The following is a 17286-nucleotide window of genomic DNA, read 5'->3' on the forward strand; positions in this document are numbered from 1 at the left end:
CTGGATCGGATTCAATTATTTAGCTTTTATTGTTATTGCTTGTAAAAAATTCATAAAAAGAAAGTCAAGATGAGTTCTATATATGCTTTTCATATTATTTTTTTGTAAAGCACAGAACTATACAGAAACTGAAATTTTAAATCAATTGGATTTAGCTTTCAATGGTAACCCCAGTTCATATTTCCCTCAAAAAAAATCAAATGAAATTCAATATAATTTTTTCTTGGATTTGGAACATGGTTATTTTATGACAGCAGGAAATCGAATACATTTATATGGAAATGATGAAGGACAGTGGGCAATAGTTTTTGAAAAAAACGGATATCAAAATAGAGCAACAAGAGCAGAAATAGAGCTTAATTATATTGGTAATTGTATTAGTTACTCCAAAGAAAAATATGAAGAGATAAATTATATCAGTAACACTAACTATATTGTTTTAATTGATAATGATGAATTCATAAGAATTGAAAATAAAGAAGGACGTGATTTAGAAACATTTGAACATATTGGAGAACATATTAAAGAAATAAAAATTCGGAATCAATTTCTTCCTTTTAATCATAATTATAGAGATTATGAAAAAGTAGGAATTAAAATAGAAAACCTTGATAGTGGTAGGAGGCTGATAGGGTTTGGAGATTTAATAAGATATTACAATGAAATAAATCCTTCATTACTCTATGCTTCAGAAGATGAAATAAAAATGCATATTCCCAGGAAACTAAAAAAAATAATGACCATAGACAAGTTTCATTATGACAGAGAAATTTTACCAAGCAAGCAGGAAACCTATAAGATGATAGCCAAGGTTTTGGTTACCAGGGATTCTTCTTATTGGAAGCCTGCATTGCCTTTTAACAATCATTGGAGTAATTGGGAATCTGGGAACATGTAACTTTAATCCTTCTCAGCCAGAGTAATCCTCAATTTATTCAAAGTATTTATCAGCGTTATACTTGCCGTAAGTTCTACAATTTCACGCTCTGTAAATTGGTCTATTAGTTTTGCTTTGGTACTTTTCCAATCCTCTTTGTTGTAAATAACGGATTCTGCCCATTCCAAAACAAGCTTTTGTTGATCATTAAAAACTTGCGTATGTTTCCAACCCGGAAGCCTGTTGATGATATCCTGTTCAAAGCCAAAATCTGAGAGTTCTTTAGCATGATAGCTGCAGCAATAGGCACAGCCATTGATTTGAGAGACACGTAACTCCACCAATGCAATCAGTTTTTCATCAATACCGGATTTTCGAATGCTGTTATGGGCTCTATACAGATTTCCAATCGTTTCCTTTGCAATTTCTTTGTAATTCATAATGAATATTTTTCTGCAAATTTGCATCAGAAATTGCTTTGGACCTATATACTTACATTTTGGTGATATACTTACCTTTTGGAAAGTGAGTCTATGTAATGGTGTATTTTTTTAAAACAAAAAAGCTATCAAACATTGACAGCCTTTTTATTTTTCTTATCCTCATTCAAGAGAGCACAATCTTTATCTTCATGCTGCCCTTTTACCTGATATTTTGCTTCCCATTCTTCCAATAAATAAAGAATAGGCAACAGAGCTAATCCCTTTTCTGTAAGAGAATATTCTACTCGAGGAGGAAGTTCTTTAAATTCTTCACGGATCACCAATCCATCAGTTTCCATCTCCCTCAGCTGATCGGTCAGTACCTTTCTGGAAATGACATTAATGCGTACTGCCAGTTCTCCAAAACGTAACTTCCTGTCCTTGATAACCAGAACTATAATGGGTTTCCATTTGCTTCCCAAAGCGGCCATTGCCTTGCCCAGAGGACAGCTGTATTGCATTAATTCATTCTTTTTCATAAGGAGAAATTTATTTTAAATAATCGTAAGGAACATAAGTTTCATACGTTACTTTGATGTTACTAATGTAAGTTACTGCGAAGTTACCACTATTTTTTCAATAAAAGATACAAAAGTGAACTATTATTAGTTACTTTGTGTAACAATTATAAAATATAAATTTAAATATGAGCACATCATCATTATTTAAACCGTTTCAATACAAAAATTTACAGCTTAAAAATAGAATTGTAATGGCTCCAATGACCAGAGCACAATCTGATAATGGAGTTCCTACACAGAATATTGCAGACTATTACGGAAGAAGAGCCGCTTCAGAAGTGGGATTAATTCTTTCCGAAGGAACTGTGATCAACAGACCGGGATCAAAAAATATGCAGAATATTCCTGATTTCTATGGAACTGAAGCTTTAAACGGATGGAAAAACGTTATTGATACCGTTCATCAGAATGGAGGTAAAATGGGACCTCAGATCTGGCACGTGGGAGATACAAGAATGTCAGAAGAATATCCATTAGTTCAAATGGAAAAGGCTTCAACAATGACTATTGAAGATATTCAGGATACGATTGCTCAGTTTGCAGCCTCTGCAAAAGCAGCAAAAGATCTTGGTTTCGACTGTATTGAAATTCATGGAGCTCACGGATATCTTATCGACCAGTTTTTCTGGGAAGTAACCAATACAAGAACTGATGAATACGGTGGTAAAACACTAAAAGAAAGAAGCAGATTTGCTGTAGAAGTAGTAAAAGCGATCAGAGCAGCGGTAGGAGAGGAGTTCACTATTATTATCCGTCTTTCACAATGGAAACAGCAGGATTATAAAACCAGGCTGGCATTCACTCCAAATGAAATGGAAGAATGGTTACTGCCATTAAAAGAAGCTGGAGTAGATATTTTCCACTGTTCACAACGTCGTTTCTGGGAGCCGGAATTTGAAGGTTCTGACTTAAACTTTGCAGGATGGGCTAAAAAAATTACCGGACAGTCAACCATTACAGTAGGTTCTGTAGGCTTAAACGGAGATTTCCTGAATGCTTTTGCAGGACAGGGAACAGAGAAAAAAGATCTTACGGAACTGATCAGAAGACTTGACAATGAAGAATTTGATCTTGTTGCAGTAGGAAGAGCCATCTTACAGGATCACCAGTGGGTACAGAAGATCAAAGAAGGGAATACTGAAAGCCTTCTTGACTTTTCGGCAGAAAGTATGGGCGTTTTATTTTAATATCAATAATGAATCGAAATTCGCTTCGTAGTTAATTTTTTTTACAGCATAATTTAATCACTGCGAAGTAAAATTGACGATGCAACCAGATATTAAATCAGCATAATTCACTTTATTTTATATTTAATTTTCACCTATTTATTAAAGAACCCGATTTCAGAATTTCTGAAATCGGGTTTTTGTTGGCTTTTTTTTAAACAATTTCTAAAAGCTTTGAATTCCTTTTATAAGAATCTACATCCTGTTGCAGCGGGTTCGCATGACCAATAGGCAGGAACACCATTTTCGGCTTTATGTCGGCAGGCAACAGTATCGCCTTCACATTGTGGAGCATTTCCTCCGATGATGTTCTTTAATGTTGATTTTGTTAATTTCTTTAGATTTTTCATGTTAATTAGTTTGTTGATTCATACAAATATAATATTTTTTGTAAATCAAACAATACTTTGCACTAAAATGGGAAATATATTTTTTCAAATAGCATATTCTAAAAACAAACCCGCTTCCGGAATTTCCAGGAGCGGGTTTTAACAGATTTAAATATCTAAAACTGCCTTTAAATCGGCAGAAATGATTTCTTTATCTTATAAACCAATATTCTTATTTGGTTTCAATTGTTTTAAGATGCTTTTTGGAATTGCATTTTTGTGAACAAGGATTGCTGTTGATTTGTATTCAACATAAGGTCTTGTTACATAAATATATCCGGCGAAATCATTGGTAACTCCCCATGAGTTTTTCACCATATAATACTCTTTACCAGTCTGGTCTTTTGCCAAACCTACGATATGCATACCGTGATCATCCGTTGTAGAAAGGTTGTTCAATGCTTTCTGACGCATGTCTTCAGTGATGGTTTTATCTTTTTTAGGCTCTGTAAACAAAGTCTGCTTGTTTTCTGCAGTAATCTGATCAAGCTCCATATCCGGAACGTAAGCTACCCCGTTTTTATAAGAAAAATAAGGCTCAGAAACATCAGTTGCCCAACCTACAGAATATCCTTTAGTTACAGCATTGTCAATGATTGCGGTAAGATCTTTCATCGGAACATTCCAGTCAGAATCGTGGCTCCAGTTATCAGGAATCGGAACTACGAATTTCTCATAATAAGCATAATCTTTATAAGAAGATAACTCTACATAATCTTCAGGATTGATTCCTACTACTTCTTTAGCAAATGTTTTCGGAGTGTAGTTTTTTCCTTCATACGTAAAGTTAGCAGGTACTTTTCCTAAATATTCATCAAGAATAACATCTACAGAATCCATCCAGTTGTCTGTCAGTTTTCCTTTTGAAGAAGCCTGAACAAGACTGTCAAGAACGGGCTTTAGTTTCCCCTGCATTTCTTTGAAGTTGTTCGTAGTCTGTCCGGATTTTAGTCCCGTATAAACATCCTGAGGAACCGCTCCGTACTTTTTGTACATATTGATTACATCGTGAAGTTCTCCTCCGTCACCCCAGCTGATAGCGCCATTATTCAAAACGTATAATTTCGCTTTATCATGATAAGAGTTTCTTGCTGTAAAGATTTCGGCAAGATCCACAGGTTTTTTGCCCATTCTCTGCATTTCAGATTCAAGGAAAGAGTTTCCTGAATAGCTCCAGCAAGTTCCTGATGAACCCTGGTTCTTTACAGAAGTTGCTCCAACATCTTTTAACGTTGTGAACTGAAAATTAGCATTTTGTGATTGATTGTTTTTTAACTTGTTGATTAAGTCATCTTGGGCAAACATCATACTTCCTGCAGACAAAACAAAAAGTAATGATGCAATTTTGGCATTTTTCATTACTATAAAAAGATTATTTATATTAAGAGTCGTTGATAATAGAGATTTGTTACACAAGGAAAAGTTAAATTTGAAATTTAAAAAAATGCTAAAAAACTGACTTTTAAATTTATTTTTTCTCATTTTAATAAAAAAGTTGATCATGTTTCCAACCCTTTTTAAAGTTTCTGCATCTATAATAATATAACTCCTGACTATGGAACAAGAATTATTATTGGAATGCCAGCGTAGCGACCGTAATGCCCAGCGGAAAGTTTACGAGAAAATGGCGGGCAGGCTCTACTCAGTCTGCAGACGCTATTTGAAAAACGATGAAGATATAGAAGAAGTATTAGCCGATACGTTCTATAAAATCTTTACGAAAATTACTCAGCTTCAGAATGCTGATACCTTTGAAGCATGGGCAAGAAAAATTGCGGTAAACGAATGCCTGCAGAAATTAAGAACCAACAAAGGACTGTTTATTTCCCTGGAAGAAAACTTTATTGATCATTCTGAAGGAAATACAGAAAGCCTTTCCCTGGAAAAAGATATTTTGAGTTTACTGAACTTTCTCCCGGAAGGCTGCAGAGCAATTTTTAATCTTTTCGCTATTGAAGGATATCCTCATAAGGAAATAGCTGCCATGCTTTCCATCAGTGAGGGAACTTCAAAATCCCAGCTCAATTTTGCAAGAAAGAAGCTGCAGGAACTTTTAGTGAATCAAAACATTTAAACTTTTACAACAATGGAAAATAATCATATAGACCAACAATTCAATGAAGCTTCTAAGCTTTCAGAAGAACCAACAGTTTTTCCTGGTTTTGAAAAAGTATGGGAAAAAGTTGAAGAGAAACTAGATAAAAAAGAAGATAAAAAGAGAATAATTCCTTTTTGGCTGCCGTATGGTATTGCTGCAAGTCTGGTGATTGGCCTGGGGGCTTTTTATTTTATGAATAAAAAAGAAGCTGCAGAACCTTTAAAACCAATAATAGCAGAGAATACAACGTCAAGAGAACCTATTAGCAAAACAGATATTGCAAAAATTGACCGTACCATAAAAGAAAATATCAGGAAAGAAGAATTGCCTGGATCTGTACCTCTTCCTTTACCGAATCAACCTTCATCTATTGTAGGAATAGATGTATACAAGTCTCCACCTACCTGCAATTTACCGCCAATACAAGCTCCTGATAGAATAACAACATCTTTACCCCAAATATATAATGACACTTTAAAAACACAAAGTATTGATGAGGTTGTTGTCACTGCATTAGGGATTAAAAAGAGTTATAAATCTGTTACTGCATCTTCAACGGTTATGATTGCTTCTACAGATAAACCTTCTGTACGTCTTCCGGCTGCAGTATCTTCATTGTCAGGAAGTGTTGCTGGGATAAAAGTAACAAGTAGGACTAAAGGATCTGGTGAAATACTGATTAGAGGAGCTAAGAGTATAGACGGTCGTTCGATAAGCCCTTTATATGTAGTTGACGGAGTTATAATAGGAAGGAAATCTGATTTTTTTAATACACTTGATCCTAAAAAGATCAAAGAGGTAAAAGTAATAAAAGATGCAGAAGCTACAGCCTTATATGGAAGTAAAGCAACGAATGGGGTGGTGGTGATCACAACCAAAGGATTATCCAGAGCTGAAATAGAAAACTTTAAAAAAATATCTTCAGATAGCATAAAAGAACCCTCAAAAGAAGATGAAGAACCTGAAAAAATACTTCCTAAAGCAGGTCAGCTGACAGCCGGAGAGGTAAATGATTTTTCTAAATGGGAGTATTGGAAAGATATTGCAGTTCCAATTCTTGATCAATATAAAAATACCTGGAAGTTTTTTCCTGATAACAGGGTTTCTGTTCAATTGGTAAACCGGGATAAAAGACCAGTGGTGGGCGAAAAGGTAAAACTGTTGGATGATAAGAAAAATGTTATTTGGGAAGCCGTTTCAGATAACCTGGGCAATGTAGAACTATGGATATCACCAATGACGGATGAAAGCACAGACTCGGGGAAATATTATTTATCTGATGGTTCAGGACAGGTAATCAGTAGTAACCTCAGAACATTTAAAAATGGACAAAACCTGATAATAGTAGATAAGCAATGTCTGCAAAAACGTGTACTGGATCTTGCTTTTGTGGTGGATGCAACAGGTTCTATGGGTGATGAAATTTCTTATCTTCAATCTGAGCTTTTGGATGTGTTAAAAAAGATAGAAAGACAACTTAAGAATACTACAGTAAGATATGGTTCTGTTTTCTATAGAGACGAAGGGGATGATTATGTAACCAGGAAATTTGATTTTTCAGATAAAGCAGAAGATCTTATTGGATTTATAAAAAAACAGAGTGCCGGAGGTGGAGGAGACACACCTGAAGCTGTTGTGGAAGCTATGAAAGTTTCTGTTGACGAGTTGAAATGGAGTAATGAAAATTCAACTAAAATTATGTTTTTAATTCTGGACGCACCACCACACCATTCAGAACAGAATATAAAGGAACTTTATAGTAAAATAAAGGCTGCAGCAAAAAAAGGTATAACCATTATTCCACTGGCTGCCAGTGATACAGATAAACAAACAGAATACCTGATGCGGACATTTGCTTTACTTACAAATGGTACCTATACCTTCCTTACAGATGACAGTGGAATAGGAAACAGCCATATAAAACCTACTATAGATTCTTATGAGGTTGAAAAGCTGAATGATTTATTATTAAGATTAATCCTTCAAAGAGCCGTTTTGCCAGAATGCAGCGAAGGAATTTCAAATGATAATATCAATAAAAAAATGCAGACAGAAGTTGACAGTCAGACGGATAGTAAAACTGTTATATTTCCAAATCCAACAAAAGGCTTGCTACAGATAAAGACGAGAAAAGAAATTGATGAATTATTTCTTTATGATCTTGCAGGAAAAATTATTATGAGAAAAGAAAAATTGCCAGAAGGTAAAAACACGATTGATTTAACTTATTATCCTCAAGGAATTTATCTTGTACGTATTAAGAACAATGATCAATGGGAAACGTTTAAGGTCATTAAAAATTAACTGTATTTTTTATTTAAAGAATAAGTTTTATTTAACAATTATTAACAGGATTGAATTTATTTTAATAATTTCCTGTCGAAATTTTAAAAGATGAAAAAAATTGTAATAACCATGCTAGCGCTTGTTGCATTGACAAGTTGTAAAACTCAAAAAAATACTGAAACAGTCAACGAACCAAAGACTTATAGTGTCAGGAAAGATAAAGATCAGGATGGGATTCCTAATAAATTAGATAAATGTCCTGATATTGCCGGTCCGGTAGAAAATGAAGGTTGTCCGTGGGTAGAGTCGGATGGAGATGGTGTTATTGATAAAGATGACGCATGTCCTACAGTAGCAGGACCTCCTGAAAATAATGGCTGCCCATGGCCGGACACAGATGGAGATGGTATTTTGGATAAAGACGATGCCTGTCCTACGGTTCCAGGATTACCGGAATATAATGGCTGCCCAAAACCAAAGTCAATTACTGCAATGGAAGTAGAAAGTTCCATAAGATTCCCTAAATCAGGAAGAGTTTATGACCATCAGGTAGGTGACAAAAAAAATGTTAAAAAGACTACAAAAAAAGCTGATCAGGATATTGATTTTAACAATGAAGAATATGCAGCGTTAGTTGAAAATGCATTTGAATTAACCCGCAATCAACCTGTTTCTACATTCTCTATTGATGTGGACAATGCTTCTTATTCTAATGTCAGAAGAATGATTAATTATGGAAATAAAGTAGATCCAAATTCAGTAAGAGTGGAAGAGATGATCAATTATTTTAAATATGATTATCCACAGCCTGAAACGGGTAATCCTTTCTCGATTAATACTGAATATGGTAATTCTCCATGGAATCCTAAACATAAATTACTTAAAATAGGGCTTCAGGGAAAAAATATTCCAATGGATAAACTACCAGCCTCTAATATTGTTTTTCTTATTGATGTGTCAGGTTCAATGAGTGAGGAAAATAAGCTGCCGTTGCTGAAGTCTTCTCTTAAAGTTTTACTGAAACAGCTCAGACCTAAAGATAAAGTAGGAATCGTAGTATATGCAGGAAGTGCAGGAATGGTTCTTCCCCCTACATCAGCGGGAGAAAAAGAAAAAATCATTAAAGCACTAGATAATCTTCAGGCAGGAGGAAGCACTGCAGGAGGGGCAGGAATAGAGCTTGCTTATAAGCTGGCTAAGGAAAACTTTATCAAAGGAGGAAATAACAGGGTAGTTCTGGCAACAGACGGAGACTTTAATGTAGGTGCTTCTTCAACAACTGATATTGAAACTTTAATTACACAAAAAAGGAAAACAGGGATCTTCCTTACCTGCCTTGGCTATGGGATGGGTAATTATAAAGATAATACTATGGAAACTCTTGCAGATAAAGGAAATGGAAATTATGCCTATATCGATAATATGCAGGAAGCCGAAAAGTTTTTGGGAAAAGAATTTGCAGGAAATATTTATACCATTGCTAAAGATGTAAAAATCCAGATTGAATTTAATCCTAAGTTTGTAAAATCTTACCGTTTGATAGGATACGAAAACAGGAAACTGAGAAACGAAGACTTTATCAATGATAAAATAGATGCAGGAGAATTAGGAAGCGGACATACAGTAACTTCTTTATATGAAGTTATCCCGGCAAATGTAGCTTCTGAATTTATCCCAAAGGAAACAAAATTGAAATATTCTGAAATTTCTAAGAAGAAGAACTTTGGAGATGAAATGGCAACAATCAAGTTCAGGTACAAAAAACCTGATGGAGACAAGAGCATGGAGATAACTAAAGTGATTAAAAAAGAAGATAAATCTTCAGTAAGTCCGGATTTTAAATTTGCATCTTCTGTAGCTTGGTTCGGTTTAGTACTAAGAAACTCAGAACTGATTACAAAAAAAGATCTTTCCGATATTGAAAACCTCGCTAAGCAGGGCAAAAGTAAGGATGAAGAAGGCTATCGGTCAGAATTTATAAGGCTGATAGAGAGCTATAAAACAATTCAAAAATAATTCATAAAAAAAGAAATTTCCCCGGAAATTTCTTTTTTTATATTTTTAAGCATACTAATAACTGATGAAAAAGAATTATTTGCTGTTATTGCCATTTACCATTACCATTACCATTTTACAGGCACAAAACTCACAATTATACTACTCCGGAAAATTTTTAACATCTAAAAATAAGGCACAGAATTTTTTAAAGGTTTATAATAAAAACAGTGGGGTCTATGAACTTACTGATGATAAGGGATTTGCAATTATTGCCGCCAAACCGTATGATACACTCGTATGGAACCAAGGGAAGAATAGCCATGTTATTGCTGCCTACGAAGTGAGAGAATTAAAATCAATTCTGGAAAATCAAACGGCAAAGAAAAGTGTAGAGAATATTTACAGCAAAGCTTATGACAGTCTGGTTTCAAAAGAAACTAAAGATGAGTTCAGTATTGAAAAGACGAAGGCACGTTTAAGTAAAAAGTCCTATCCTTATTTTAGTGAAATAAGAAAATTAAGGCGGAAGAATGACAGTATTTATACCTTAAAAAGCCTCAGTCAGAGAACATTCGTGTTGAATGGAAACTTTACCACCTCTCTTGATATTAAAAGCAGAAATGCCATTCCCGGAACTCAAAATAAGTATGTACAGGGAAGATCAGAAAATGGAAACCTTATCTGGAAAGGCCCGGAAACTAATGAAATGTTCAGTTTTGGACCCGATATTTCTATGTTGGGGTTTAATGGATTACCTTATGAATATGATAGGAACGGAAGATTAATCCCCTGGGTTGACGGACTTCAGCATGCCCAAAAATATAATAACAACATTTTTAAAACTACAGTTGGTTACAATAATCAGCTCAATGTAAGTGCTTTTATAAAAGAAGGTTATGATGAGAAAATTCGTCTTTCTTTCAATATAGGACAGCAAAAGAATCAGATGTATTTCATCGATCAGTTTGATATTGCCAATACCTTTAAAACAAAGCTGAATACAAATTTTGCCGGATATTTTCTCAATCTTACTTTTAATTACGAAGAAGATAAAGCTACAAATACCAACAGAATAGGGCTGTTCAACAGAGCCTATCAGAATTCATTGCTTACCCCTATTTCTTTTTCAAATGAACAGAATGCTTTCCTAAATAATGGTCTGCAGAGAAGTTACAGCCAATATGCAGACAATCCTTCGTTTCTTTTTGATCAGGACAGCAAATACCGATATCAAAACCGGCAGAGACAGTTTAGCCTTAATCTTGTTAAAGCATGGGGAGATTTTAGGTTAAACCTTAACCAGTCGTATGAAAACGATAATATCCGAAACTGGGATCAGTATAAACCTTCCACCTATGGCTTCAGCAGCGGATCTTTTAATGAGAGGATTCAAAATAATGGTTTGTATCAATCTAATATATTGGGAACATATACATTAGGGGATTATAATTTTAAAAATACATTCAGTCTGAATTTTATTTTAAACGATAGAAAATCAGATGTTTATAATAGTCTTGTCAATCAAAAGTATCTCTACCAGAGAACTTCACAGGATCATATTTTTAATTATAATATGGATATTCAGGATCGTGACTTTGAAGCAGGTTTTAACCTTGGAAATTCATTCTACATCTCTAATACCTCCCTTAAAAACAGCTACTGGCTGCCAAGAACTAATTTCTATGTGAAATTCAAAGATATCTTTTGGAATAATTACGATATTAAGCTGCTTGGAAGTTATACACAATTAAGCTCCGAACCTGATATTACAAGATCATATGCGTCGTATGCCACAACATTATTGAACGCAGCAGATTATAATCAATATTTTCCGGTACAGGAAGTGGAAAATTTCAGAGGATTATCCAATATCAATACTAAAGAATGGAAAATAGGAGCGAAACTCAACCTTGGCTATAACATAAGCGTAGATGGAGAGTATTTCAATAAAAAGAATACAGACGATATATTTCCTGTTTTTGAAAACAATCAGTTAAAACTAAAAAACATTGCCGATCACACGTACAGTGGGTATGAGTTCAATTTTACCTATGAACACCTACGTCTTGGATATGAGGTAAATACAACTCATAAAGTCTCCTTTTTCAAGTATAAAGATATCGTAGACAGGATAACCCCCGGATATCAGAATCTGGCAGTTTCAGGATTCAAAGATATTTACAAAACATTGTCGGAAGGACAGGTTTTGGGCGCTGTAATGGGAACTTATTTTGAAAGAAATGCTGCCGGGCAATTGATTATTGATGAGTTCGGATTCCCGAAAAAAGCAGACGGAATGAAAATTATTGCAGATCCTACACCGGATTTTGTCATGAAGTTCAATCATAATTTTGTGTATAAAAATCTTTCCTTAGACATCAATTGGGAATGGAAAAAAGGCGGTCAGCTCTGGAACGGAACTCAAGCCGTTCTCGATTATTACGGCCGCTCTGAAAGTTCTGGTGAAGAAAGGAATATTAAAAACTATATTTTCGAAGGTTTTCAGGCGAACGGAACGGTCAATCAGATTCCTGTAGATTTTTATGATCCCAATCGCAATGTTCAGGAAAACAGATGGTCAAGGTATGGTTATCTTGGTGTGGCAGAAAATTATGTTCAGAAGGCAGATTATATCAGAATCAATAATATTTCACTGTCTTCCAATTTTCCGATTAACTATGGAAAACAGAATCTCAAACTGACCTTTTACGTCAATAATATAATGCTTTGGCAGGCCAATAAAGGCGTAGATCCTAATCAGAATTTTTATGATATGGACCATGGAAGAGGACTGGATTTTTTCAACCTTCCGTCTTTTAAAACTTTTGGATGTATTGTTTCACTTAGATTTTAACCTATGAATTTCAAATTTATATCAGCCTATATCATCCTGCTGAGTTTTTTATTGTCAACGATTTCTCTGAAAGCTCAACAATCATTTCAGGATTTTGAAAAAGAGAAAACCTACATTCAGACCAATCATGTTTTTTATAAACCTGGAGAGGGAATGTACTTTAAAATGTACGTGGTAAAAGGAAATAACAACCTCCCGACAGATGCCAGCAGGGTTGTTAATGTTGAAATTATTGATCCGGCAGGAAGTGTTGTGAAAAAATTAAAATATGAAATTACCAACGGCTATGCCCAGGGCTATTTCTATTTTGATGAAGACATGAAAGGCGCGATTTATAAAATCAGAGCCTATACCAACTGGATGCAGAATGAAGAAGAGAAAAATGCTTTCGAAAAAGAAATTACCCTCCAGAAAATAGTATCCCCAAGGATTCTCATGAAACTGGATTTTCCTAAAAAAGGATATGGTCCGGGAGATGAGGTGACGGCCGACTTTTCAATGAGAAGTCTTAGCAGTCTTCCGATTCCTTTTTATGAAGCAGATTATACGGTAATGTGTGATGGAGAAACCATTTCTGCTGGAAAACTGATTACAGATAAAGAAGGCAAAAAACTGTTGACCTTTAAGCTTCCTGAAGTATTGAAATCCTCTGATGCCCTTTTGAATATCAAAGTGAATTTTGACGGATTTACAGAATCTATTTCCAGAAATATTCCCATTGTTCTGAATAATCTGGATGTGAAATTTTTACCTGAAGGAGGAACATTTATCAATGGAATAGAACAAAATATCGCATTTAAAATCCTTGATGAGTTTGAAAAACCCGTAGATGCTGCTTTGGCTGTTTACAACCAGAATCATGAAAAAATAAAAGAAATTTCGGCCTATAATTTCGGGATGGGAAGCTTTCGTTTTACCCCTAAAAAAGGAGAAAATTATTATGCTAAAGTTATACAACCAGACAATATAGCCCAGATTTTTAACTTACCAGTAGCAAAAAATGAAGGATTGGTGTTGAATGTTCAAAATGAGAATACAAAACTGAGTTTCACCATCATTTCAACAGATGAAAAAACGATTACCCTGAAAGGAAGTTTCCGCGGAAAAGAATTGTACAGCAAAGAAATTCTGTTAAAAAAAGGAATGAATTCTTTGGAAATTGAAGTGAAAGACTTTCCGACAGGAATTTGCAGATTTACTGTTCTGGAGAATAATATTCCAGTTGCAGAACGTATTGTTTTCACCAATAAGAAGAACCTGCTTAATGTAAAGATTACTCCGGTGAAAAAGCATTATCAGCCAAGAGAAAAAGTTATTCTGAATATTGAAACTACCGATGAAAATAATAAACCCGTTCCTGCCAACCTCGGAATGAGCGTGGTAGATGATAAGCTTTGGACCTATGCAGACGATAAGCAGAATCATCTCATCTCATGGCTATTGATGGACTCTGAACTGAAAGGGAAAATTGAAAAACCTCAGTTTTATTTCGATACAAAAGAAGAAAAAGCCGATAGAAGCCTTGATCTTGTTATGCTGACGAATGGTTACAGATATTTCGAATTGATCCCCGAAATACTGAAGACCAACAAATACAAATACCTTCCCGAAAAGAAAAATACAATTTATGGAGTAGTGGAAGATGAAAACAAAAAAACAGTGAAAGCTGATGTTTTCCTTGTAAGTACGAACAATAAAAAGATCCTTAAACAAACCGTTGCAGAAAACGGAAAGTTTTATTTTTCAGATTTAAATGTTGGAAATTCATACAAAATTATTGCAAAATCTTATCAGCCAAAACAGAAACTGAAAATCAGAATTTTATCTTATAATCTGGACATTAATCCTTTAGAAAAACAAAAGCTATCCAATATAGATGTTGAAGAAATTATAAAGGAAGCCGAAAAAAAAGAAGAAATAAAAACAGAAAACAGAAACAATACCAGCCCATTGAGTAAACCTGTCTACTCAAAAACCGATACTGTTAAAAATAAAAGTATTGAAGAGGTTGTGGTATTAGGATATAGTTCAATAGCTAAGAGCAAAAGTATCGTGGCATCCAATACCATAACATCTTCTTTAGAAATTCAGAACCCCAATATACCTTCATTATTAAACGGAAAAGCTGCCGGAATAATAATAACCCCAGTGGGACAGGCTGGCGCAAGTGCACAAATCAGAATTCGGGGAGAAGCCTCTGTTACAAATAAAAATCCGTTGTTTATTGTGGATGGAGCTCCTGTAGAAAATTTCAATACCACGATTAATCCTAATGATATCAACAGTATTACCATTCTTAAAGACGCAGCCGCTACTGCCCTTTATGGAAGCAGAGCTTCAAATGGAGTGGTGATAATTAACTCATACAAAAGTGGAAGTTCACAAATTAAGTTGGATATCACCCCAAAATCTTATATTGCTGTAGAAAGTTTACCATCCGGAAGATTGTTATCATATGCTCCTGCAAGAGAATTTGCCTATCCGGAATATGAAACTACCAACACTTCCTATCGCTTCGATTACAGAGAAGCACTTTACTGGAATCCGGTGATAGAAACCGATAAAAACGGTAAAGCGACGGTGGCGTTTTATAATTCAGATGCCAATTCTACGTTTAGAGTAATGACAGAAGGTATTTCTGCAACAGGGCTTTTAGGAAGAGATGAAACCACCTATGCTGCGCAAAGCCTTATTTCATTGGATGCAAAAATTCCGCAATACCTGACGAGAACAGATCAGATGATGATTCCTGTGGTGATAAAAAATAATTCTTCTGAAACCCGTAAAATGACTATGGATGTGATTGTTCCCAACCATGTAAAACTAGTCAGTTCTGACAGTATTATTACCCTAAAACCACTGGAATCAGGAAGATTATTTGTTAAAATACAGACTGATGAGATCGTGAATTCTGATATTCAGTTTTCTGTGAGATCCGGAGATTTCAGAGAAACAATGATTCTTCCTTTTAAAGTAGAAGAAAAGGGATTTCCACATCAGTTTTCCATTATTAATAATAAAACAGAGGATATCAAAATCAATATTCCGGAATACATCAACGGAACGCTGTATTCATCCTATTATGTATTTGAAAATACCGCATTGAAGTTATTTGAAGATCTGGAACAACTGAAAAGAGAACCTTACGGATGCTTTGAACAGCTTTCTTCAACAGTATATCCTAATATTTTTATCCTTGATTATTTAAAATCAACTAAAAAAATAAATACGGCAACGGAAAATCTGGTGATTAAAAACCTGAAAAAAGGTTTCCAGAAAATGCTGAGCTATAAAAATAAAGATGGAGGGATCGGGTATTTCAGCTCTGAAGAATCAGATGTGGCACTTTCTGCATTTGCATTACTGGAATTTACGGAATTAAAGAAATATGTAAACCCGGATGCTAAAATTATTCAGGGACTTTCTTCATTTATTTTATCCAGAAAAAACGGAAACGGATTATTTGAAGTCAGAAGACCCTATGAATCCAAAAAAGCATATTCTGAATATTCCTGGTCGAGAAATATGTACGTTGTCTATGCTTTATCCAAACTGGGCTTCAAAAATGAAATTGAAGATACCTTTCAGGTAACACTGAAAAGAGCTTTGACTACAAAAGATACGTATCAGCTGGCTTTACTTGCCAATGCGGCTGCAGATCTTGGAAAACAACAGGAATATGACGATCTGATGAAAATTCTGGACAAGCAGTATGAAGCGAAGAATATAAAATCTGAAATCACTTTTACAGGTTCATGGGGAAGGTCTGCAGAGGCGGAAACCCTTTCATTGTATATTATGGCACTTCAGAAAGATGAAAAACTAAACCAGTTGAAAATTGCAGAGGCAGTAGATATGCTGATTGCTTTCGATGGGTATTTTGGATTCGGTTCTACCCAGGCAACTACACTGGCAATACAGGCGCTGTCTGACTTTTTCTCTAAAAATGAAAAAATATATGGAACTGAAAAGCCTGTTATCAGGATTAATCAGGCACAAATTTCTCCTATGCTCAGTTTTTCGTCAGCATTTAAAGCTGGAGGAAATGATATCAGTATTCATTATCCGTCGCAAAAAGGACTGCCTTATAAACTGGGATACCAGTATTATACCCTGCAGGCTCCGGAAAGTAAAGATATTCCTCTTACTATGGAAACAAAACTGAAATCCGGGATATCAAAAGTAGGGGAGACCAACAGAATGACTGTTAGCATTAAAAATAAAATAAATGGTCAGCTGCCGATGACGATCGCGAAAATAGGTATTCCTGCAGGGCTAACCCTTCAAAATGCCTTATTAAAAGATCTGATTGATAAAAAGCAGATCTCTTATTATGAGATTTTCGACAACTATTTAGTTCTGTACTGGGAACATTTTGATGCTGAGGAAACGAAAACCATTAATCTTGACCTCAAAGTAGAATTTGCAGGAATTTATACCGGAAAATCAAGCAACGCATATCTGTACTACATGCCGGAAGCAAAATACTGGAACCAGGGAATAACTACGAAAATAGAACCTTAATTTTAAATTTTATAAACCTAAACAGGCATTA

The 17286-nt window shown here is 34.9% G+C and carries 11 protein-coding genes; 7 read left to right on the forward strand and 4 right to left on the reverse strand.

Translation table 11 applies throughout. From position 1 onward, the window contains the following. Positions 1-82 precede the first annotated feature (82 nt). Positions 83-898, forward strand: a complete 816-nt coding sequence (locus CQ046_RS01960; RefSeq protein WP_105700658.1) for a DUF7003 family protein — start codon at positions 83-85, stop codon at positions 896-898. Positions 899-900: 2 nt separating this feature from the next. On the opposite strand, the gene CQ046_RS01965 is transcribed toward CQ046_RS01960, so the two are convergent. Together CQ046_RS01965 and CQ046_RS01970 are read right to left on the reverse strand one after the other, a co-directional pair. After that, positions 901-1317, reverse strand: coding sequence for a carboxymuconolactone decarboxylase family protein (locus CQ046_RS01965; RefSeq protein ID WP_105700659.1), 417 nt, complete (start codon positions 1315-1317; stop codon positions 901-903). A 128-nt stretch (positions 1318-1445) separates the two neighbouring features. Next, positions 1446-1838, reverse strand: coding sequence for a winged helix-turn-helix transcriptional regulator (locus CQ046_RS01970; RefSeq protein ID WP_105700660.1), 393 nt, complete (start codon positions 1836-1838; stop codon positions 1446-1448). A 167-nt stretch (positions 1839-2005) separates the two neighbouring features. Between CQ046_RS01970 and CQ046_RS01975 the strand changes: the two genes are divergently transcribed. Further along, positions 2006-3067: an NADH:flavin oxidoreductase gene (locus CQ046_RS01975; RefSeq protein WP_105700661.1), complete on the forward strand. Its 1062-nt coding sequence runs from the start codon at positions 2006-2008 to the stop codon at positions 3065-3067. 224 nt (positions 3068-3291) lie between these two features. Here CQ046_RS01975 and CQ046_RS23475 read toward each other — a convergent pair whose 3' ends face one another. Together CQ046_RS23475 and CQ046_RS01980 are read right to left on the reverse strand one after the other, a co-directional pair. Continuing rightward, positions 3292-3456, reverse strand: a complete 165-nt coding sequence (locus CQ046_RS23475; protein WP_157885757.1) for a bacteriocin-like protein — start codon at positions 3454-3456, stop codon at positions 3292-3294. Between the two features lie 195 nt (positions 3457-3651). Beyond that, positions 3652-4854 carry an aminopeptidase C gene (locus tag CQ046_RS01980; protein WP_105700662.1) on the reverse strand — a complete coding sequence of 401 codons (1203 nt, stop codon included), beginning with the start codon at positions 4852-4854 and terminating at the stop codon, positions 3652-3654. 196 nt (positions 4855-5050) lie between these two features. On the opposite strand from CQ046_RS01980, the gene CQ046_RS01985 reads away from it, so the two are divergent. From CQ046_RS01985 to CQ046_RS02005, 5 genes are all read left to right on the forward strand, one after another. Continuing rightward, positions 5051-5569: an RNA polymerase sigma factor gene (locus CQ046_RS01985; protein WP_105700663.1), complete on the forward strand. Its 519-nt coding sequence runs from the start codon at positions 5051-5053 to the stop codon at positions 5567-5569. Positions 5570-5581: 12 nt separating this feature from the next. Further along, positions 5582-7897 carry a T9SS type A sorting domain-containing protein gene (locus CQ046_RS01990; RefSeq protein ID WP_105700664.1) on the forward strand — a complete coding sequence of 772 codons (2316 nt, stop codon included), beginning with the start codon at positions 5582-5584 and terminating at the stop codon, positions 7895-7897. A 90-nt stretch (positions 7898-7987) separates the two neighbouring features. Continuing rightward, positions 7988-9895, forward strand: a complete 1908-nt coding sequence (locus CQ046_RS01995; RefSeq protein WP_105700665.1) for a vWA domain-containing protein — start codon at positions 7988-7990, stop codon at positions 9893-9895. 64 nt (positions 9896-9959) lie between these two features. Continuing rightward, positions 9960-12731, forward strand: coding sequence for a hypothetical protein (locus tag CQ046_RS02000; protein ID WP_105700666.1), 2772 nt, complete (start codon positions 9960-9962; stop codon positions 12729-12731). 3 nt (positions 12732-12734) lie between these two features. After that, on the forward strand, positions 12735-17255 hold the full coding sequence (locus CQ046_RS02005; RefSeq protein ID WP_105700667.1) for a TonB-dependent receptor plug domain-containing protein: 4521 nt from the start codon (positions 12735-12737) through the stop codon (positions 17253-17255). Positions 17256-17286: the final 31 nt, after the last annotated feature.

The sequence above is a fragment of the Chryseobacterium sp. MYb7 genome, from assembly GCF_002979455.1.
Classification (GTDB): Bacteria; Bacteroidota; Bacteroidia; order Flavobacteriales; family Weeksellaceae; genus Chryseobacterium.

Bases quoted from the DNA above. Each gene is read 5' to 3' on its own strand.
- CQ046_RS01960 (WP_105700658.1), top strand. From the start codon at position 83: ATGCTTTTCATATTATTTTTTTGTAAAGCACAGAACTATACAGAAACT.
- CQ046_RS01965 (WP_105700659.1), bottom strand. From the start codon at position 1,317: ATGAATTACAAAGAAATTGCAAAGGAAACGATTGGAAATCTGTATAGA.
- CQ046_RS01970 (WP_105700660.1), bottom strand. From the start codon at position 1,838: ATGAAAAAGAATGAATTAATGCAATACAGCTGTCCTCTGGGCAAGGCA.
- CQ046_RS01975 (WP_105700661.1), top strand. From the start codon at position 2,006: ATGAGCACATCATCATTATTTAAACCGTTTCAATACAAAAATTTACAG.
- CQ046_RS23475 (WP_157885757.1), bottom strand. From the start codon at position 3,456: ATGAAAAATCTAAAGAAATTAACAAAATCAACATTAAAGAACATCATC.
- CQ046_RS01980 (WP_105700662.1), bottom strand. From the start codon at position 4,854: ATGAAAAATGCCAAAATTGCATCATTACTTTTTGTTTTGTCTGCAGGA.
- CQ046_RS01985 (WP_105700663.1), top strand. From the start codon at position 5,051: ATGGAACAAGAATTATTATTGGAATGCCAGCGTAGCGACCGTAATGCC.
- CQ046_RS01990 (WP_105700664.1), top strand. From the start codon at position 5,582: ATGGAAAATAATCATATAGACCAACAATTCAATGAAGCTTCTAAGCTT.
- CQ046_RS01995 (WP_105700665.1), top strand. From the start codon at position 7,988: ATGAAAAAAATTGTAATAACCATGCTAGCGCTTGTTGCATTGACAAGT.
- CQ046_RS02000 (WP_105700666.1), top strand. From the start codon at position 9,960: ATGAAAAAGAATTATTTGCTGTTATTGCCATTTACCATTACCATTACC.
- CQ046_RS02005 (WP_105700667.1), top strand. From the start codon at position 12,735: ATGAATTTCAAATTTATATCAGCCTATATCATCCTGCTGAGTTTTTTA.